We start from the raw sequence: 21,564 nt of genomic DNA, 5'->3' as shown, positions 1-21,564 counted from the left end.
CCTCATTTTGGTTTAAATGAATAGAGAAAGGTAACTGGATCAGTTCGCAGAAAGAAGGACGCCTATGAAGGATCGAAGTATACTGACAGACTATGTACGTGAACACTGGCCACACTATCTTATGGCGGTGGTGCTAATTATCCTGTCCAATATTGCCCAGGCTGCACTGCCAAGAGTACTCGGGCAATTCACGGATGCACTGCTCGCCGGCAATATCCGGTATGAGATGATTATCGACTACAGCCTGATTCTGGCAGGGATCGGGATCGCCTACAATCTGCTTTTTGGAGCCGGGCAATTCTCGGTGATGCGCCTCGGCCGCAAATTCGAGTTTGCGATGCGACAGAGTCTGTTTCGCAAATTCGCTACACTGAGCGAGCACTATTTTTCCCGTCAGGGTACAGGCAAGCTGCTCAGCTCCATGACCAACGATGTCACCTCGGTTCGTGAATCGATCTCCAACGGAATTACCATGACAACCAATGCCATTTTCCTGTTTTTGTCCTGCCTCGTTATGATGCTGCTCAGTCATATTCCGCTGTATCTGATTCTGGTCAGTATTGTGCCGATGGTGGCGATTCCGTTTTTGGTGGTGTATTTTGGCCCACGTATACGCAAACGGTCGATGAGTGTACAGGAATCGCTGGCAGTAATGACCGAATCGGCTGAAGAACAGCTGCGCGGTATTCGCGTGACCAAGACGTTTGCGATTGAACCGACTGCCCGCCAGCGGTTCGGCAGTACGGTCGATCAGATCCGGGATAATCAACTGCATCTGGTACGCATGTCTTCGCTTTTCCAGGCGGCTGTGCCGTTTCTTGGGGCGCTGTCGCTGGTCATCTCGCTCATGTATGGCGGATATCTGGCGATCCAGGGCAGCATTACGATCGGTAACTTTATCGCATTGACGCTCTATCTGCGTATCATGTCCGGTCCGCTCCAGCAGATTGGTAACGTGATCAATATGATGCAGCGTTCCAGCGCCTCGCTCGATCGGGTCAACCGCCTGCTGGGCGAACAGCCGGATATTCAGGATGATGAGAATGCGCTGCCGCTGGCGGCTTCTCCCGATCTGGAGCTGCGTGATCTGACCTTTACGTATCCGGGCAGTGAACGCCCTGCTATCTCCGGGCTGAATGCACATATTGCCAGCGGACAGACCGTCGGCATTGTCGGTAAAACCGGTAGCGGTAAAACAACGCTAGTCAAGCTGCTGCTGCGTATCTATGACCCGCCTGCAGGTACGATCCTGCTCGGCGGAACGGATGTGCGGCGAATCTCGATCAATAGTCTGCGTTCCCGGATCGCTTACGTGCCGCAGGACGGCTTCTTGTTCAGCACAACGATCCGTGACAATATTGCGTTCAGTGATCGGGATATTCCACTGGAAAAAGTAGAAAATCACGCTCGCCAGGCGATGATCTACGAACCGATCGCCCGCTTCCCCGAGCAATTTGAGACCCGGCTGGGCGAACGCGGCATTACCCTCTCCGGTGGACAGCGCCAGCGTACCAGTCTGGCACGTGGACTCGCCAAGACCGGACCCATCCTGATTCTGGATGATAGTATGAGCGCTGTAGATGCCGTGACCGAGACCGGGATTCTGGAAAATCTGGTTCAGGAGCGTCAGAGCAGAACGACGATCATTATCGCGCACCGGATCAGCGCAGTCAAACAGGCAGATTGGATCATCGTGATGGATGAAGGACGGATTGTGCAGCAGGGTACGCACCAGCAGCTGCTGAATGAGCAGGGTATCTATGCATCCATGTATCAGCTACAGGAAGAAGGTCTGCACTCATGAGCAAACAAACCCCGGGTTCGCCGGATGCTTCACGTTATGAAGCATTACGTGCTATTCTGCGGTATGCCCGTCCGCACCGGCTGACCTTTATCGGAATATTTTTTGCTACTATACTCGCTATTGCTGCCGATCTGGTACAGCCTTATCTGGTCAGTATTGTGATCGATGATCATATTGCTGTTGGACAGAGCGGATTGCCTTTTCTGACCGGTATGGCGCTGATCTATCTGGGGCTGGCTGTCGTCAGTCTGATCTTCACCTATATTCAGAGCAATCTGCTGCAGTATGCCGGACAGCATATCGTCGCCAGTATTCGTAAAGACCTGTTCGATCATATCTCGCGGCTGTCGATGAGCTTTTTTGACCGCTCCAGCAGCGGCGGACTGGTAACCAATGTATCCAGCGATACAGAGACGATCAGCCAGTTTTTCACCCAGGTGCTGCTTAGTCTGATTCGGGACGGCATGATGCTCGTTTTTATTATTTATTTTATGTTCCGGCTGGATACAACGCTGGCCTGGTACTCCATGTTAACTCTGCCTATTATCGCGACACTGGCGATTCTGTTCCGCAAAAGGCTGCGTGAAGTGTATCAATATGCGCGCAGCCGGCTGTCCCGTCTGGTTGCTTTTACCGCCGAGAATCTGTCGGGTATGGGACTGATCCAGATTTTCCATCAGGAAAAAGAACAGACCCGCCGGTTCACCGAATTCAACAGCGACTACTGGCAGGCCAATGTACAGCAGCTCAAGTCGAATGTATTGTTCAACCGTACCTTTGACGTACTGGGCAATATCGCGCTGGTACTGATGGTCTGGCTCGGCGGTGTCGCCGTATTCAACAAGCAGATGGAAGTCGGTGTGCTGTACGCTTTTATCAGCTATATTCGGCAGTTCTTTCAGCCGATCAACCAGATTACGATGCAGTGGAATACGTTTCAGTCCACTATGGTATCGATGGACCGGATCTGGCGCATCCTGCGTATTCAGCCGGAGATTCGTGATCCCGAGCCGCAGCAGACAGCCAATGTACATCTGGAACAGGTACAGGGCAAAGTAGACTTTAATCATATTACGTTTGGCTATAACGAAGGGCAGACGATTCTTCCGCAGCTGGATCTGCATATTCGCCCAGGCGAAATGGTAGGCGTCGTCGGTACGACCGGTGCCGGAAAAAGTACACTTATTGCCCTGCTCAACCGATTCTATGATGTGCAAAAAGGCTCTGTCATGATCGATGATCAGGATATTCGCCGGATTCCGCAGGAGCAGCTGCACCGGATCGTCGGGTTGATTCAGCAGGAACCGTTTCTATTCTCAGGGTCCATTATCGACAATGTACGGCTGTTCCAGGAACAGGTCAGTCGTGAACAGGTTATCGAAGCCTGCCGCTTTGTTGGTGCCCACGAGATGATTATGAAACTGCCCCAGCAATACGATACCCGTTTATCCGAGCGTGGCAGCGGATTATCCGCAGGAGAACGTCAGCTCATCTCCTTTGCCCGTATTGTTGTTTTCCGGCCGCGCGTACTGATTTTGGATGAAGCTACTGCGAATCTGGATTCCCATACCGAGCAGCTTGTCCAGAAAGCTCTGCAGACTGTATCCGAGGGCAGAACAACGATCGTTATCGCTCACCGGCTGTCCACGATTATGCATGCCGACCGGATTCTGGTCATGGAGCACGGCGAAATTGTTGAACAGGGTACCCATGCAAAACTGCTGGCGCAAGGCGGTATCTATGCCGAATTGTACCGTCACGCCAGACAGGCTGGACATGATGTTGCCGAAGCCTGACAACCAAATGGTGTGAGTGTACCAAAGTATCGATTATAATCCTGTTATGCTTGTTTTCCAATTACAAAAGCCTGTATCTCTACCGATGATTTCCCTTCGATCATGAAGGAATATCGGCAGAGATACAGGCTTTTTTGGGACAGGAACGATTCATCTTATTTACGCAGTCCACCTACCAGATTCTTGGTTGCGGAAGTTGTGGTATTCAGGGTATTGGTTGTCGCTGTTACTGTAGTATTGACGACACCTGCCAGTGTACCAGTTGTACTGGTTGGTGCTGTTGTGCTTGCGGCTGTTGTAGTGCTTGTCGGTGTTGTTGTACCTGCGGTTGTTGGTGCTGTTGTTGTACTTGTCGGTGCTGTCGTGCCTACGGTTGTTGTCGTAGCGCTTGTCGGTGTTGTTGTAGTGCTGGTTGGTGCTGTAGTTGTAGTATTGGTTGGTACTGTTGTTGTGCTGGTACTTGCTGGTGCAACAGTGGTTGATGCCGGGCTGGTTGTTGTACTTGTTGGTACGGTTGTCGGGCTGCTCGTTGGTGTAGTAGTAAATGCTGCTACCGGTGCCGCCGCTATTGGACTGTTAGTGGCAGTAGATACTGGCGCCGGGCTTGTTGTCACTACAGGTGCTGGCTCAGATGTCGTAGTGGCTGTAGAAGCCGGAGCAGGACTGGTTTGATTACTGCTGCTTGTTGCAGAGGAAGAAGGCTCTGCAGCAGGTGCGGTATGGCCTGTATTACTGGTCGAGGCTGTGGATGTTGTACTCTCGTTTGTACCGGAGCTGGATGTTGTAGTATTTTGCGTTGTCGAATTGGAAGGTGCCGGCTGGCTCGCTGCCGTTTCCTGCGTTGTATTTACCGGTTGTGGCTGAGCGGCTGCAGCTTCGTTCTGATGCTGCGGTGTATAGGTTTCGACTTTGAGCGCTTCGGTTACACCGGATACCTGACTCTCTACTTTGATACCAAGAGATGAAGAGGATACGCTCTGCAGGGTGCCGTTCATTACCGAGCCAACTGTAGTTGCTGCGGCACTGGCGGTTTTAACTGCCGCACTGCCAATTTGATTCGTATAGATGCCTGCGCTGTTAACAGCAGAAGACTTCTTGTCGGCAGAGCTGGTACCTGTCACCTGTTCCGCAAATTTCTGACCGTAGGCCAGCTCTACATATTTATTATAGGATTCTTTGCTCATCTCCAGCTTCAACTGATGCAGCTTGGAAGTGATCGTGAGCTGTCTGTCGTCTGACTGCACGGTAAATCCTTTGTTAAATAGACCTTTAACCGTCTCTTCGTAGTTGTCTTTGGTCAGGGCTAGATCATGATCATTACCAACATTGTAAAAATTATGACTGGTGAGCGCTTCCTTCATATGGGTAGCGATCTCCTGGTTTCTTTGCTGCTGCTTGTCAAAAAACTCGTCGCGGTCGGTTTCGCGTCTTTCTTTTTGCTTCATTTCTTCACGGTACTGCTTTTTATCTTCCATTTTCTGCTCGACAGGGGACATCTTCTCTTCTGTTGCTACGCCTGTATCCGTTGGATTAACCTTGATTGGATCTGCCATATCCTGCTGCTGGGACATGTAGGATGGACGCATGGAATTGCCAACATTGTAGCTTGCTGTAGATGTGATGTTCATGGGGTCATTCTCCTTTGTCTTGTTAATATATAAATTCGATCCTGGATAGGCGACTAAGATATGATGGATTGTCAATTTCTAATGAATATACATAACAGGTATATCGTTCTACTTATATTGGTAATAATTTACTATTTATCCAGTTGGTTATCAAGGGACTTTAGTCTATAAATTGTAATTATTAACCAATTTTGATAATATGCTGTAAAACCCTTTATAGACAAGGGTTTGGAAACTTACATTTTCGTTTTCAATCTCTCTTTTAATAATTTATACATACTTACGCAATCCAAAAGTCGAAAAATGACGGCGCATTTTTCTGGAAAAGTCGTTTTTCCGGTTTCTTTCTCAGCATTTAATAAGGGTACAAAGACCTAGCTAATTTTCAAAACAAAAAAGCCTCATACTGTCCCAAAGGAACGGTATGAGGCCTGAAATACATAGGGTATACAATTATTGTTATACAGCTACACTGTAGCACTATAGTGACTCTAATTATAAATTACAGCAGACCCGGTACCAATGTGGCTTTGCCATTATTTGTACCTTTCGTTGCACTTGCGGCGGTTGGACTATCGGTGGTCGATGTGGTCGATGGAGTCGAAGTCGGACTGCTGCTTGTACCTGTAGATGCAGGAGCTGCAGAATCACTCTGTGCTGGAGTGGAAGATGCAGCAGGTGTAGAATCACTCTGCGATGGAGCGGCAGATACAGCAGGCGTAGGCTCATTCTGTGGTGGAGCGGCAGATGCAGCGGCTGTAGATTCTTCCTGTGTTGTCGATGCACCATTACTATCATTTGCTGCTTCTGTACGGGTTACAGGCTGCGGAGATGGCTCTGCATTTGCTGTATTGCCTTTCGGTTCACTGGCTGTTGAAACTGCAGACGGTGGTGGCGTATAAGTACCTGCCGACGAGTGATTGCTTGTAACTATAGTGGATGAATCAGCGACAGGTTCGGCAGTTTGATTATCTGTCTGTTCTTCTGCAGCCGAACGGGATGTCGTATTTACATATTGATTATACGATTCTTTGCTGATTTCCAGCTTGAGTTGATGCAGTCTGGACGAGATGCTGAGTTTGTCTTCTTCTAGCTTGACCTGGAAACCGCGAGCTGCCAGATGCTTGATGGCTTCCTCGTAATTGTCTTTGGTAATCGGCAGATTAGCCTGCGCGCCCATCTGAATATAGGCGTTTTGTGCCAGCATATCCGAAGCGATCTCGCTACTTTCTTCATTTTGCTGCTGCTGATTTTGCAGGAATTGATCGCTATCTTTCTGTTTGGTTTCTTTGATGCGATCTTCTTTTTTGTAATGTGCCTGCTTTTGGAGCTTTTGCTCTTCAGCCTGCTTATCCTGATTCTTCTGATCCTCCGCTTTGCGATCCCTGGCTTTTTGCTCTTTGGCTTTTTCAGCCTGTAGCTGTGGATCTTCGATCCCTGCAGTAGTGGCAGTATCTGACTGCGATTCAGTACTTACTGTATTTTTGGGATAATAAGAGGATGTACCGGCAGAGGGATAATTAACGGCAGAGCTTATATTCATACAGATTCTTCCTTTCAGTAATGTTGGCCAGACGTGGGTTACCCTATGGTCTATCTATTATCCAACCCCTGTTCAGATAATGGAAAGTCATAAAGATTCCGTTCACCCACCCCATTTTGTAGTCATTTAAACCCATTTATTCATTATTTTTATAGGGTATTTAGACCTACAAATGTATTATCGGATGATATTCAAACTTTTTAATAACTAACTGAGTCATTTTGTATATTTAACGTTATTTTTAGCCAATTGTCCATAAAAAAAGAAGTTTGCGGATCCGGGGATCACGCAAACTTCGCTGATAATGTATTAACGTGCAGAATATCGTACATTGGTCTGGTGCAGCCAGTAGCGGATGCGCTGCAGTACTTCCTGCATTTGCAGCGGCTTACTCATATAATCTGTAGCTCCAGCCTGAATACTTTTCTCACGGTCTTCTTTCATTGCTTTGGCAGTTAATACGATAATTGGTACATCGGCATACCCATACAGGTTGCGGACCGTTTTCATCGTCTCATAGCCATCCATCTCCGGCATCATGATATCCATCAGGATCAGATCGATATGCTGATCCATATGCAGAATTTCCAGGGCGTCCCGGCCATTCTGGGAAATAACAATATTCATATTGTAGCGCTCCAGCATACTGGTCAGCGCATAGACATTGCGAATATCGTCATCAACGATCAGAATTTTTTTGCCTGCCAGTATTTCCTGGGCTTCTGCTGGCGGCTGCGGAGTGAGCAGTTCCTGGACGGATTCAAAAGTCGTCGTCCGCTCGGCCAGTGCAATTTCTTCTTCTACCAGTTCTGTTTCCCGTACTTCGGATTCGTAGGCAAATGTATAATGCTCATAAGAATCCGCCGATACCATATTGCCTTCTTCCATAAATACCGTGCGGTTCAGATGCATCGGTTCATTGAGGTCAAACATCTCATTCTCCGTATGCGGATCGGTAACCGCGCATGGAATATAGAAGGTAAAGGTACTGCCTTCATTCAGTTTGCTCTCGACATTGATTTCTCCACCGAGCAGATGAGCGAGCTGGGAAGAAATCGACAGTCCAAGACCGGTACCGCCATATTTGCGGGCAGTCGCACCATCCGCCTGACGGAACGCTTCAAAAATCACCTGACGGTTCTCGGCAGAAATACCGATACCCGTATCGCTGACACTAAAAGCGATCATCGGCTGACTGCTCTGATATTCAGACGTCTGCACCCGGCCGACTTTTTCGATAGTCATCGTGACGCCGCCGGTCTGGGTAAACTTGAATGCGTTGGATAGCAGATTACGCAGGACCTGCTGAATGCGCAGTTCATCCGAATAGATGATATCCGGCACATTGTCTTCTACATGCACTTTGAAATACAGGTCCCGCAGGGATGCTGTTTCCTTGAAGCTGCGCTCCATCTGCTCTGCCATGGAGCTTATGCTGATCGGATTGATCTCGATCTGCATTTTGCCTGCTTCCACCTTGGACAGATCAAGAATATCATTGATCAGATTCAGCAGATCCTTACCGGAAGAATGAATGATCGACGCATATTCCTGCTCTTTGGAGGTGAGTGTATTGCTGCTGTTCTCCGACAGAATCTGGGACAGGATCAGCATGCTGTTCAGTGGTGTACGCAGCTCATGCGACATATTCGCCAGGAACTCCGATTTGTAGCGCGAGCTCACCTGCAGTTGCTGAGCATATTTGTCCAGCTCGATCGCTGTACTCTCGGCAGCCAGCTTGCCCTGCTCCAGACGTTCGTTGAGTATTTGCTGTTCTTCTGCCTGCATTTGCAGCTCTTCGGTCTGCGCCTGCAGTTCTTCGGATTGTACCTGCAGTTCTTCCGACTGAACCTGCAGCTCGTGGTTCAGCGATTGGGAATCCCTGTACAGCTGTTCGACTTCCATCCGCATTTTCACCGAATTCAGGGTGACCGCAAAAATATCGATCAGCTGCTGGAGCAGTGTGTGCTCCTCGGCAGTCAACGGATTAACGAGTGCGAACTCGGCTACAGCAATAACTTTGCCTTCAAAAATAATCGGAGCCGCGATCATCGCCTGCAGCTCGGTACTACCCAGTCCGGAGCTGACGATTTTGGTATAACCTGCCGGCAAAGGATACATTTCCAGCACACGCCGTTCGGTAATACACTGACCGGCAAGTCCTTCTCCCTGCCGAATATGCTGCAAAGCGATATCCGCATCATGGCTTTCTACAGCAAATGAAGCGGTTTTGTTCCAGTCTTCCTTGCCCTGATCGACATAAACGACCCCATAAGGCGCTTTGAACCATTTGTTTACTTTGGTCAGCAGAACCGAGGACAACACATGAATATCCGTCGATTCCTGGAACTTGGTAGCCGCTACAGCGATCTGATCCTTGACCCAGTTCTCATGCTGCACATGATCCAGCAGTTCATTGGCAGCTTCGCCCAGATCGCCCACTTCATCAGCAGTCTTGATCTCTACCCGTTTGTTCAGATTACCACCGGATGCAATATCCTTTACCGTCTCGGTAACATCCTTGATCGTACGTACGATACGGTTGGAGATCAGTAGTGCGGTAGCAATCGATACGGCAGCCAGTACCGCCCACAGTACCATCATGATATTCAGCAGCCGCTCATTGCTGGCTGCGGTATTCTCGATTCGTGCGGCCGTCAGCATTTTCTCGTTGTTGCGGAATGCATCCAGCTCCGTACGCAGCTGATCAATCTGCTGCTTGCCAGGGTCACTGGCAAAAAACTCCGTTACTGCAGCGGTATTTCCTTCACGCTTGAGATCAATGACTTTGTCGCCTGCTTCATCAATCCATGTCTGAATACCTGTCTTGATCGTACCCAGATTACTCTGCTGTAGAGAATTATCCGCTACCAGAGAATAGAGCTCGTTATAGTCCGACTCCCACTGCACGGCAGCATCATTATAAGGTGTCAGATAATTCTCGTTGCCCGTCAGCGCATATCCGCGTTGTCCGGTCTCCATATCCAGCACATGCTTCTCCAGTGCGTTGGTCAGATTATGCACTTCCAGATCATGATCATTGATGTAACGATTCTCTGCTTCCAGCTGGCTCATCCGGCTGGACATCATCGTCAATACAAGGCCAAGACACAGGATAATGACAATATAACCGGCTACAATCTTGGTGCGTATACTCCACTTTGCGCTTCTAAGCACAAGAACGCCTCCAGTATGTTCTCCATATTCGTCACTCTGCAATATACAGAGATGATTTTGTTGGTTACCCAACTATTTTACTTCAAATAATTTATATTGCAAACGGATAATCAATAAGTAAATATTTTTCCATATATTTCATAATTAGGTATGATTAATATGTCGGTTGATTCAGGCTATATTGTAGAGCGCAGCTGAATTTTGGCCCTATAGTCCTGTGGTGGAATGCCTTCCAGTTCGCGAAAAACACGGGAGAAATGCCGTGTATTCTCAAAGCCCACCATTTCGCCAATATCCGACAGTTTCCAGGGGCTGTCTGCCAGCAATTCCTTGGCTTTGCCGATACGTACCTTTTTGAGATACAGGACAAAGTTCTCGCCGGTATACGCTTTGAACGCTTCACTGAAATAGGAGTAGTTCAGCGATACATGATTGCTGACCATGGCCATATTCAGCGGCCGATCATAATGGGCATGAATAAATTCTACGGCCTCGCGCAGCTGGCGATGTTCACTGTGTACAAGCCGAAGCTTACTGATATAGTCATCCAGACAAATAAGCAGACTCTCCAGATCCCGGTAATATTCCCGGAAATACCGGTAACGCTGCAGGCTGCATGTTCGCTGATACAATCGTATAATTTCGATAGAAGGTTCGCCATAATGACGGAATACCTCATCCATGATCGATTCGTTGATCTGCCGCGATACTTCCTCTACATAATGGACAGTGAGTCCGTGCAGATCATCCATATGAAAAATAGCCTGCAATCTGCTGCTGATCTCCTGATTACGTCCCGTACCAAGAATATTGCCAAGCAGCCGGATCTGCTCTTCCGGCAGTTCCAGTCGAACCGCTCCTGCCTTGGCAGGTTCATAACTTAGTAGGTAGAATCCCGGATAGAAAAAGCCCTGCTCCAGCGCTGTACAAGCTTCCCGGTAACATTGTGCCAGCTGCTCGGTTCCCTGTCCTTTCGTACTTACACCAAACTGCAATCCGGGCACTTCTCTGCGGTCAGCTGCTTCAGCGAGTGACTGCAGCAGTGTCCGCTCCTGTTCAGGCACGATCCAGACCAGCCGTCCCTCCTGGTCATGCAGTTCTACTATGGCGCATAGGGACTGTTCAGCCAATCGTTCCAGCAGCAACCTTAATTCCTGACGGTTGACCACCTGACCGTGGATATCCCTGTATTGAAATACACAGACATGATAATCCGCGGGCAGCATATGCGCTGCTACAGATTCGGCAGATAGCTTGTTTTCGACAGGATACTCATACAGCAGAGCAGACAGCTGCTCTTCCTGCTGCTGCTGTCGATACCGGGCAGCTTCCTCCAGCTGGCGATCGACCAGATCCTGCTGCTGCAGTTCTTCACTAATTCGCTGCAGCGCTTCAAACAAATCTTCCCGACGGATCGGCTTGAGCATATATTCGCGTACCTGGTACCGGATCGCGGCTTTGGCATATTCAAAATCATCATACCCACTCAATACAATGACACAGGGTTGTACTATAGATTGTCTCATCGCGCGCAGCTGTTCCAGCATGCCGATTCCATCCAGCACCGGCATACGGATATCCGTGATAAGAATATCTACCGGCTGTACTTGCAGCCGCTCCAATGCCTCCTGACCGTTACGAACACCATACGTCTCATATTGGCCGGGAAATTCACGTTCAATCATCACCTGCAGCCCCTGCCGGATATTCTTCTCATCATCCACGATCAATAACTGTCTCATATTTAGCTACCTCCTCCTGCCTGAATTCGTTTGGGTAGGATCAGCTCCACCTGTGTACCCAAGCCGGCAATACTATGAATCTGCAGTCCATATTGTTCTCCATAAAATAATCGTATGCGCCGCTCTACATTTTGCAGACCGATACCTGCGGTGTTAGGTGTCTGTACTATCCGTTCATCATGAAGCTCTTCCTGCCGGATTCCTGCTTCACGTATACGTGCACGCAGCTGTTCCAGTTCCGGAGCCGGAATGCCTTTTCCGTTGTCCTGGACTATGATCGTTATGACTCCATCTTCTCGCTGCACAGAACGGATCAGCAAATAGCGTACTTCTGCAGACTCATCCCAGGCATGTTTAAAAGCATTCTCTACTAGCGGCTGCAAAGACATTTTGAGCAGCATCAATTCCCTATCAGGCGGCGCGATATCAAGCTCCAGCTCTACCGGGTCATCATAGCGGATATTCATTACATCGATATAATTGCGGATATGGCGCAGCTCTTCTTCCAATTTCACATATTCGCCGGTCCACTTGAAGTTATAACGCATCATGCCGCCTAGCGATGTGAGGGCGTCGGAGATCTGCCGTTGATCCTCGATCTCGGCCAGCATTTTGATATTTTCCAATGTATTGTACAGAAAATGGGCGTCAATCTGACTGTACAGCGTCCGCAGCTCGGCTTCTTTCATTAGAGCCTGCTTGCGCACTGCCTGGGCAATCAATCCATTGATCGTTCCATTCATCCGGTTAAAATGGTACGCCAGCTCTCCGATCTCTCCGCCGCCGTCCACCTGCACCACGGGCGGGAATTCGCCTCTGCGCATCTGCTGCATCGCCTGTGTCAGCTTACGCAGATTTTTGAGAATCAGCGAGTTGGCCACATACGTAATCAGCGAGACCAGCACGATAAAGCCCACGGTTGCCAGAATAATCAGATTACGTGCCCTCCCGGTATCCTGCAGCATTTTCTCCAGGGATACCGCATAGACGAGCCGCGCACCAAGCCGCTCTACCGGAATACTCGTCAGCAGATAAGATTGCCCATCGGCTCTGTACTGGGCAGACAATTCCGCGGCAGAACTATTCTGTGAATCGGCAGTAGCGAGCAGCCGATCGGCCAGCTTGGTATACAGATTCTGTTCCGTATAAGACGATATATGACCGCCTCCCGCATCCAGCAGCAGCATACGCGAGCTCTCTTCCTGCGTCTGTCCAAACGTCAGCGGAGCCAGATCGGTCAGCCGCATATCTACCTGGATCATGCCTGCATGATGACCACGCGGCAGCTCCAGCTCCCGCAGCAGCGATAGCTTGGGCGGATCGGGTTCCAGTACACGATTGCCGTCAGCCTGATCGAGCGACAGATCACTTCGCTGCATATACCAGGCTTCCCGGTCGCCCAATCCTCTGGCCAGACCGTACCATGGAGCATTGGCAGTACGATCTTCATGCAGAATAATCGGCCAGATCTCATAAGTGTTGGGGCTGTTGCTATACAGCCGGAGATGCAGAATCGCCGGATTATTAATCTGAATCTGGGCAAGACGGGCAAACGAATTGTTATTGAATTCGATCAATTCGGCTGTAGAAGCATCCTCATCCTCTGTCAGGTACTGAATGACTGCCTTGTCCGACACGGCCAGCTGGGCGGCACGTTCCATCGTCTCGATCTGTGTCAAAATAGTCTGCTTTTCGTTTTGCAGGGTATCGATACTTTTGAGACGGGTATCCTGTATATACGTCGTATTAATCTGCTGATAAGAATAATAGGAAATACCTGCCGTAGGCAGCAAAATAACAACGATGTAGGCGACAATCAACCTAATTTGCAGCGATAGTCCATTCAGGCGCCTGAACATCTCCTGTATCCTGTTACGCAATGAATTCAAACCGGCAGCTTCCTTCCCTATTTATATAAGCGCTTACATTATATTCTTTATTGTAACTCAATATATTATAAAACGAGCAAAAAATTATGGACAGATCTGGGCTGTTCTTCTGATCTTGGTGCGGCAACAGCTGAGTCTGCCCGAACAGGAAAATACAGCTTATTCACTATTAAGGAAGTTTGAACATGTCATGATTGTCCCGATAGTACTGAATAATAAAATCGCGAAAGCTGCTGGCTGCATCGGACAGCCATTTATCTCTTACCCAGAACAGACTGACCGAGTAAGAAGGCGATAAATCGGCGATTTGAACATAATCCAGCTGGAGCTGTCTGCAGACCGAAATCGGCAGCAAAGTAACGCCCTGGTTGACCTTGATAATTTCCGAGAGCAGATACGAATCTACTTCGAAAATGCTGTTTGGGACAAAGCCCGCCTGTTCACACAGATTTTTGATAAATTCACTGTATTCCTCGTTGTCGGCAAGCGAGATAAAAGGCTCATGTGCGACTTCAGCCAGTGAAAGTTCCGATTGTCCGGCCAGTCGGTGATTCACAGGCAGAACCAGCACAATATCCTCATCGACCAGCAGGCAGCTCTCGATTTCCTCGTCTTCGGTCGGATGACCTGCAATCCCTAGATCAATTTCTCCTTTTTTGAGACAGGAGATGATATCGCTTTTCATTTTGATCCCCTGCTGCACCTGGGCATCCGGATAGCGATTGATATATTCGGTGATCAGTCTGGAGAGAAAGCGCGGATTGGAAATAGAGATCCGGATCGTATTGGTAATCAGCTGCTCCTCGGATTGTATTTCCTTTTGTGCATTTTCCAGTTCCATAAAAATCCGGTCTACATGCTTGAGCAGAATTTTGCCGGAAGCACTCAGCTGAATATTTCTTCCTTTGCGTATGAACAGGCTGGTTCCCAACTCATTTTCCAATCGTTTGATCGTTAGGCTCAGGGAAGGCTGGGCAATATTCAGCTGCGCAGCCGCTTTGGAAATATGCTCCGTATACGCAGCGGTCTGGAAATATTTTAACTGCAGCAGTTCCATCGATAACAGCTCCTTATTTATTCTGATAAATGTAGTTATACTTTATTATGTATTAGATTATATGTAAATAAAGACGTAAAATAAACATATCGTATCACAACTACTACTGTCTCTGACAGCAAATAAACGGGTGAAAGGAAGCGTGTCCTGATGAAGATGGATATGAATAATATTTTCAAAAATTTCAACACTCCATTAACAGCACCGGCTTACCCTGTTCCAACCTACAAATTCGTAAATCGTGAATATCTGAATATTATTTATCGTACTGATGAAAAAGCACTGCGTGAAGTCGTTCCGGAACCGCTGGAAATTGTAGACCCTCTGGTGAAATTCGAAATCATGTGGATGCCGGATGTATCCGGACTGGGTGCTTATACCGAAGCCGGACAGGTGATTCCGGTTCGCTACAACGGCGAAGATGGCGATTATGTCCACTCCATGTATGTAGATAACTTTCCGGCTATAGCCAGCGGACGCGAACTTACCGCCTATCCCAAAAAGCTGGGTGCGCCCAAGCTGTATATCGATTCCGATACGCTGGTCGGCACACTGGACTACGGCAGTCTGCGTGTAGCCACAGCCACAATGGGCTTCAAGCATTTTGAGATGGACAAGGAAGCGGCACGACAGGAAATCTGCCGACCGACCTTTATGGTGAAAATCGCTACCGATTATGCAGGGGAGCTGCGGATATGCGATCTGGTCCGCACCCAGATTACCGATATCACCGTCAAAGGCGCCTGGAGCGGCCCGGCCCGACTGCAATTGTTCGAACACGCACTTGCCCCATTGGCTGATTTGCCGGTAAGGGAGATTGTCTCGGCGTCTCATATCCTGACCGATCTAACCCTGAATGCCGCACAGCCGGTCTATAACTATCTGGAGAATAAATAAGGAGGAACACAAGATGAGAGTTGCTATACTGGGAGCAGGCTCCCTCGGAACGATCGTCGGAGCGTATCTGAGCGCCGGCGGTGTAAATATTGAATTGATCGATACGTATCAGGCACATGTAGATGCCCTGAATCAGACAGGTGCCAAAGTAGTCGGCACAACCGAATTCGCAGCTCCTGTCAAAGCGGTGATTCCAGACCATAAATCAGGAAAATATGATCTGGTGCTGCTGTTGACCAAGCAGCTGTATAACGATGTAGTTTTGCAGGAGCTGCTGCCTTTCCTGAATGAAGATAGTGTGGTATGTTCGCTGCAAAACGGAATTCCCGAGCAAAACGTGGCTGCCATCGTTGGCGAGCAGCGCGTTATTGCAGGCTCGGTGGAATTTGGAGCGACCTTTATAGAACCGGGCGTCTCCAGATTGACTACCGAATATACCCAGTTCAAAAATTATGCTTTTCAGATCGGTGAGCTAAATGGTGAAATGACCGAACGGATTCAGCGCATTCAATCTGTGCTGGAACTGGTAGGCGGAACCCATGTTTCTGACAATCTGGTAGGTACCAAATGGTCGAAGCTGCTGATCAACAATGCCTTTAGCGGTCTGTCGGCAGCACTGAACGGAGAGTATGGCGATATTCTGGATCATGAGACAGCGATCACCAGTGCGGTTCATATTGCCGATGAGACGATCAAGGCAGGACATGCGGCCGATGTTACTTTTGCCAAAATGGGAGGATTCGATATCGCTTCCCTGGAACTGCACAGCGAACAAGATATTCCCGGCAGAATTCAAACGTTCCGTATGGTGATGGAACCTTCCCGTCTGCTAAAAGCAAGCATGCTGCAGGATCTGGAAAAGAAACGCAAAACCGAAATCAAGTATATCAATGGAGTTGTGCCGGATATCGCCAGGGACAAAGGCATTCCGACTCCATTCAATGATCTGGTCGTTCAACTGGTTCAGGCAGCAGAAGAAGCGCAGAGTGTGCCTGATTTTGATACCAATATCCAGGCATTCGAAAAGCTGCTGCGTATGCAAAAGGTAATGTAAGATCATGCAAGATCGGGATTCCTATCGAAACGGGATCTATGCGATCCTATAGATTATGGATCTGTACAATACAACAACAAAGACCGCCAAAGCAGTGTAGTTCACTGCTTTGGCGGTCTTTTTGCTGCTGTGTGATGGTAGCTGTTGTTACTTGACTGTACCCAGCTATCTGTCTGGTGAACGATACCCGTATACTAGCCTGGAAGATAATCGTATAGTAGATCCTATAGGAGCCGTGCTGTATTATTTTTCTTTCAGCTTGGCCAGGTTTTTCTCATACTCAGCCTGCTGATAAGCCTGTACTTTGGCAAATCCATATTCTTCCCGTTTGTTCAAGTAGTCCTGGAAAATCTGGTCAAACTCGGCGTCCGAGGAAGCCAGCAGCAGTCTTGGTAGTGTTTTGCCCCATAGCTGACTGATTTTCGTATTAATAATACCCTCCGGCGAGTTACCGGTCGGATTGAGCTGGTCAAACTCGGAGCGACTGACCGTTTTGCCTTTGGTCCACTCTTCCATCTGCTTGAACGGCTCTACACTTTCCGGCTTCCACTGGTCAGTAATATTCGTATTCATCTGCATCCAGTATTTATGGGAAGCACCGTACTTGGTATCAAAAGCCGATCGATCGCTATTGAGCGTTTTGAGCACATCTGGCTTGAATTGCGGTTTGCCGTCCACCATGTCATAGGTAACGCCTTCTTCGCCCATGTACATGTCTTTTTGTCCTTCTTCGCTGATCATATATTCGAGGAAACGGATCGCCCGTGCTTTATCCTTGACGTCTTTGGAGATCAGGGTCACTGTCCAGCCCGAGATAACCGGGCCGCTCAGTACCGGCTGATCCATTTTGGCATTGGAAGGACCGTCTACTGCAATATAGACCGAGTTGGGATCACTCGCATACAGCGCATTCTGCTGGGTGTTAAAATCGCTGCGCTGATACAGCATTGCAAAATAGCGTCCCTGTGCGATTTTCTCTTCCATTTGTGAACGCTTGTCGATAAAGATATCCTTGGCCAGCAGTCCTTCCTGATTGGCCTGGCGCAGCGTCTTCAGCCAGCGGATGTATTCCGGATCGGTGGTGCGGTCATACAGCTTGCCGTCCTTTTCCATCGGCAAGGCCAGGAAGTTCTGCAGATAGCTTTCCAGCGAGTAGTTGCCGTTCTCGGTAAATTCATGCATACCCAGCGGAATCAGCGGCTGACCATTCACCTGCGGGAATTTCTCTTTGGCCATTTCCAGTGCTTTCAGGAAGCCTTCCGGAGTACGCATATCCGGCTTGCCCAGTGCTTCATACATATCCTTGCGGACAACAAACACCTGGTTGGAGACGTAGTTCTCTCCGTATTTCTCAAAGTCTTCCGGTGAAGAAGATGCATTTGGATAGCCGTACACATTGCCATCCGGCTGGGTATACCAGGCCAGCTTGGCCGGATCGGTCACTTTGAAGAAATAAGGGTCGTACTGCTTGGCCAGTTCATTCAGCGGCAGTACCAGCTTGCCTTCGATCATTTTTTTGACAGCATCTTCTCCCCAGGCGAGGGTGATAAAATCAGGCAGCTTGCCCGATGCAATCATCGTATTCAGCTTCTCGTTCTCATTACCTGCCGGAACGATAAAATTCAGGCTGACACCGGTCTTTTTGGTAATATACTGGCTTGTTGGGTCTTTGCCCCAATCACTACCGGTATACCAGGAGAAGTTCATATACCAGTCAAAAGTAATCGGTGATGTATCCACTTTCCAGCCCGGTTCATTGGCAGATGCCTGCTTGACGGGTGTAGCGTTACTACCTTCACTTGCACTTTTGCTACCCCCAAAATAGGAACAGGCAGTGGTCATTGTCAGGATAGTGGCGGTTATTAGCGCAAGCGCCGGTTTGTACCATCGGGAAGCTTTCATTTTCATGCAGATTACCCCTCTCTGTGTTTAACGATTAACGGATCGATTGCTATAGCATAATAGTGATTCATTGATCTTGGGCAGATCAGCCTTTGATAGAGCCGATCATCATGCCTTTGACAAAATACTTTTGCAGGAACGGATAGACGAATACAATCGGTAGCGTCGTAACTACCATTGTCGCCAGCTTGATCGACTGGGAGGTAACCGACCGGTTAATTCCGCCTGGTACAGCTGCCAGCATCTGGTTGGAGCTGGATTCGGCGACCACACGATACAAGTACGTCTGAATCGGCTGCAGAGTCGTATCGTTCATATAGATCATCCCGGTAAAATAGTCATTCCACTGGTACACGCCATGGAACAGCGCGATTGTGGCAATAACCGGCATGGAGACAGGCAGTACGACTCTCAGGAAAATAGACCAGTCATTCGCGCCGTCAATCCGTGCCGCTTCCTCCAGTCCTTCGGGAATCTCGCGGAAAAAGGTCATGAAGATAATCAGATCGAAAAAGCTGAACATCGCCGGAATAATATAGACCAGAAAGTTATCCAGCAGATTGAGATCCTTCATCAGCAGGAACGTCGGGATCAAGCCACCGCTGAAAAACAGGGTTACGGTGCCGAGCCAGATGTACAGCTTGCCGCCGATCAATCCACGGCGGGACAAGGCATAAGCGACCATCGCGGTAAAAAACACATGAATGACAGTACCGATCAGCGTCTTGGCGACCGTGATCCACATCGCCTGCATAATGCCCTCACTCTGGAATACCGCCCGGAAACTCTCCAGACTGAAGATACGCGGCCACCAGTAAATCCCTCCCCGCATCGCGTCGGTGCCTTCATTGAGCGCATTGATCAGCACATACCAGATGGGATACAGGGTCACAAAGCAGATCACGAGCATCAGAATCATATTGCAGGTATCGAATATCGCTTCGCCGCGTGTGCGGCGGGCTGCATTTAACATCACACTTGCTCCTTTCTTTTGGGGGATATGCTTTCGGCGCTTTTGCGTGGTGGAGTGGCGGATGGTTGGGGTGAGGGGAGCGCTGCGGGAAGGGATTGGGGAACGGGCTCCGGTTAAGCCTGAATATCCTGAAATGGGGTAAAGCAGTGGATATCCAGGCTTAAATGTCGCCCTTTTCCCCAATTCCCTTCCCTCCGCTCCGTGCCTCACCCCACCCACGCCTCTCCTGCCCCATACGCAAAGGCTTCTGCAAGCTGTTTTTGGGGTTGTACATGGGAAACATGGAGAGTTACAGGGATTATTGGGTGGTGCTATTGGTGGTGGAGATGGATTGGTGTTATTGATTAGTTGGTGCTAGCGGTTGCTGGTTGCTGGTTGCTGGTTGCTGGTTGCTGGTTGCTGGTTGCTGGTTGCTGGTTGCTGGTTGCTGGTTGCTGGTTGCTGGTTGCTGGTTGCTGGTTGCTGGTTGCTGGTTGCTGGTTGCTGGTTGCTGGTTGCTGGTTGCTGGTTGCTGGTTGCTGGTTAATTGTGAATGAATATTGAGCTGTGTCCAGTGCTTTTTTGGGATTTTTTTGTTTATGGTAAAGATGGCTAGCTGGTAGCGGCTATGCAGCTGTAATGGCTGATAACCGCATCACTTGTATCTTTATTGCTACAAATACTTGTAGTGGAATCCTAATCTTCAAACTGGATTTCGATTCTCGTTAGATTTTGATGATCGGCTCACTTTCTAAAAAGCACATCCTGTCCTCCTTGTACGGAGCGGAGGAATTGGAATTTGTATTCAGCAGCGGAGCGGCCTCATTTAAGATCGGATATCCTCCGCTGTAAGCGGAATTCAGGGATATCGGATCTTAACGGAGGGCAGAAGACAAATCCAATTTCGGAGCGCTTGTGCCAGACACAGCCTCTTTTCAAATCTCCGACTTCGATCATCGCCAGCCAGCCCAGCATGTACAAATCGTTCCCACGCCGCATAGCGTTTAGAACAGCGAAGTGTTGTTCAGCCGCTTGGTCACCTGATTCGCTATCAGCAGCAGAATCAGCGCAATAATGGATTTGATGAGTCCAATTGCGGTGGAATAGGAGAATCGTCCGGACAATAGACCGGTCTGGTAGACGTAAATGTCGATCACGTTGCTGGCGCTCTCGTTCAGGGAGTTGCGCAGCACCAGAATCTGGTCAAAGTTGGAGTTCAGCACACCGCTGACCGCCAGGATGAACAGGATGGCGATTGTGCTCTGGATACCCGGCAGGGTGATGTACCACATTTTCTGGAAGCGTCCGGCGCCGTCGATCGTGGCTGCTTCGTACATTTCCGGGGAAACGCTCGACATGGCAGCCAGATAGATGATGGCGGACCAGCCGAGTTCTTTCCAGATATCCGAGATAATGACGATCGACCAGAAATACTTGGGCTCTGCCAGATACGAGATCGGCTGATCGATCAAATGCAGCGCCATCAGCACGCTGTTGATTACACCCACATCCGCCAGCCAGGTGGTCAGGATCCCCCCAGGATAACCCAAGACAGGAAATGCGGCAGATACGAGATAGTCTGTACTGATTTTTTAAAACGGACTGAACGCAGTTCGTTCAGGAACAGTGCAAACAGAATCGGCAGCGGGAAGCCGATAAACAGCTTGATCAGGCTGATGCCGAGTGTATTGCGGATCACATCCGGCAGATTCTCGTCCTCCATAAAGGCACGGAAATGCTCCAGACCTACCCATGGTGCAGCTGCGATACTTTCGACGATATTGAACTCTTTAAAAGCGATAATGATGCCGTACATCGGAATATAGTTGAATACGAGCATCCAGACTACACCGAGCAGCGCCATGACCTGCAGATGGCGCTGGGTATACAAGCGGCGAAACCATCTGCGCATTCCTCCGGACGTGGAAGTGCTGGTCTTGCGCTTCGCATCCGGGCGGGTCTTCACCTCGGTCTCCATTATGTATCCTCTCCTCCCAGAATTATGTAAGCGATTACATTTATGGGTTTAATTATACCCAGATGTCAGGAGAGTTATAAGGTTCCATATTTCGTTTTGGATGTCTCATTTTTCGGGTCAGGTCATTTATTGTTTTTGATTTCGG

Annotated in this window: 12 protein-coding genes and 1 pseudogene; 4 read left to right on the top strand and 9 right to left on the bottom strand. The window is 48.9% G+C overall.

The annotated features are described in order from the left end of the window. Positions 1-64: 64 nt before the first annotated feature. Positions 65-1,804, top strand: coding sequence for an ABC transporter ATP-binding protein (locus AR543_RS07890; RefSeq protein ID WP_060533313.1), 1,740 nt, complete (start codon positions 65-67; stop codon positions 1,802-1,804). Beyond that, the gene (locus AR543_RS07885; protein ID WP_060533311.1) at positions 1,801-3,600 is read left to right on the top strand and encodes an ABC transporter ATP-binding protein; all 1,800 of its coding nucleotides are present in this window, start codon (positions 1,801-1,803) and stop codon (positions 3,598-3,600) included. Before AR543_RS07890 ends, AR543_RS07885 begins: the two co-directional genes overlap by 4 nt. 155 nt (positions 3,601-3,755) lie before the next feature. Here AR543_RS07885 and AR543_RS24240 read toward each other — a convergent pair whose 3' ends face one another. The 6 genes from AR543_RS24240 to AR543_RS07855 all read right to left on the bottom strand — a co-directional run bounded on the left by AR543_RS24240 (position 3,756) and on the right by AR543_RS07855 (position 14,636). Further along, positions 3,756-5,228: a hypothetical protein gene (locus AR543_RS24240; RefSeq protein WP_060533309.1), complete on the bottom strand. Its 1,473-nt coding sequence runs from the start codon at positions 5,226-5,228 to the stop codon at positions 3,756-3,758. A 502-nt stretch (positions 5,229-5,730) separates the two neighbouring features. After that, positions 5,731-6,771 (bottom strand): hypothetical protein, encoded by a 1,041-nt coding sequence (locus tag AR543_RS07875; RefSeq protein WP_060533307.1) that lies wholly within the window; start codon positions 6,769-6,771, stop codon positions 5,731-5,733. Positions 6,772-7,080: 309 nt separating this feature from the next. After that, a complete protein-coding gene (locus tag AR543_RS07870) occupies positions 7,081-9,948 on the bottom strand; it encodes a CHASE3 domain-containing protein (protein WP_060533305.1) in 2,868 nt (955 codons plus the stop codon). A 176-nt stretch (positions 9,949-10,124) separates the two neighbouring features. Beyond that, positions 10,125-11,690: a response regulator gene (locus AR543_RS07865; RefSeq protein ID WP_060533303.1), complete on the bottom strand. Its 1,566-nt coding sequence runs from the start codon at positions 11,688-11,690 to the stop codon at positions 10,125-10,127. A gap of 2 nt (positions 11,691-11,692) precedes the next feature. Continuing rightward, a complete protein-coding gene (locus AR543_RS07860; RefSeq protein ID WP_145953906.1) occupies positions 11,693-13,579 on the bottom strand; it encodes a cache domain-containing sensor histidine kinase in 1,887 nt (628 codons plus the stop codon). 169 nt (positions 13,580-13,748) lie between these two features. After that, positions 13,749-14,636, bottom strand: a complete 888-nt coding sequence (locus AR543_RS07855) for a LysR family transcriptional regulator (protein ID WP_060533298.1) — start codon at positions 14,634-14,636, stop codon at positions 13,749-13,751. 156 nt (positions 14,637-14,792) lie between these two features. Here AR543_RS07855 and AR543_RS07850 point away from each other — a divergent pair, with 156 nt between their 5' ends. Beyond that, the gene (locus tag AR543_RS07850) at positions 14,793-15,533 is read left to right on the top strand and encodes an acetoacetate decarboxylase (RefSeq protein ID WP_060536691.1); all 741 of its coding nucleotides are present in this window, start codon (positions 14,793-14,795) and stop codon (positions 15,531-15,533) included. 13 nt (positions 15,534-15,546) lie between these two features. Beyond that, on the top strand, positions 15,547-16,587 hold the full coding sequence (locus tag AR543_RS07845; RefSeq protein WP_060533296.1) for a ketopantoate reductase family protein: 1,041 nt from the start codon (positions 15,547-15,549) through the stop codon (positions 16,585-16,587). A 243-nt stretch (positions 16,588-16,830) separates the two neighbouring features. On the opposite strand, the gene AR543_RS07840 is transcribed toward AR543_RS07845, so the two are convergent. The 3 genes and pseudogenes from AR543_RS07840 to AR543_RS07825 form a co-directional block, all read right to left on the bottom strand. Then, on the bottom strand, positions 16,831-18,489 hold the full coding sequence (locus tag AR543_RS07840; RefSeq protein WP_418304221.1) for an extracellular solute-binding protein: 1,659 nt from the start codon (positions 18,487-18,489) through the stop codon (positions 16,831-16,833). Between the two features lie 85 nt (positions 18,490-18,574). Then, positions 18,575-19,462 carry a carbohydrate ABC transporter permease gene (locus tag AR543_RS07835; protein WP_060533293.1) on the bottom strand — a complete coding sequence of 296 codons (888 nt, stop codon included), beginning with the start codon at positions 19,460-19,462 and terminating at the stop codon, positions 18,575-18,577. Positions 19,463-20,445: 983 nt separating this feature from the next. After that, positions 20,446-21,353: pseudogene (locus tag AR543_RS07825) on the bottom strand (ABC transporter permease). Positions 21,354-21,564 lie beyond the last annotated feature (211 nt).

The organism is Paenibacillus bovis (assembly GCF_001421015.2).
Lineage (GTDB): Bacteria > Bacillota > Bacilli > Paenibacillales > Paenibacillaceae > Saccharibacillus > Saccharibacillus bovis.
Note: the sequence above shows the minus strand (reverse complement) of the source record. Positions and strands in the feature narration are given on the sequence as shown.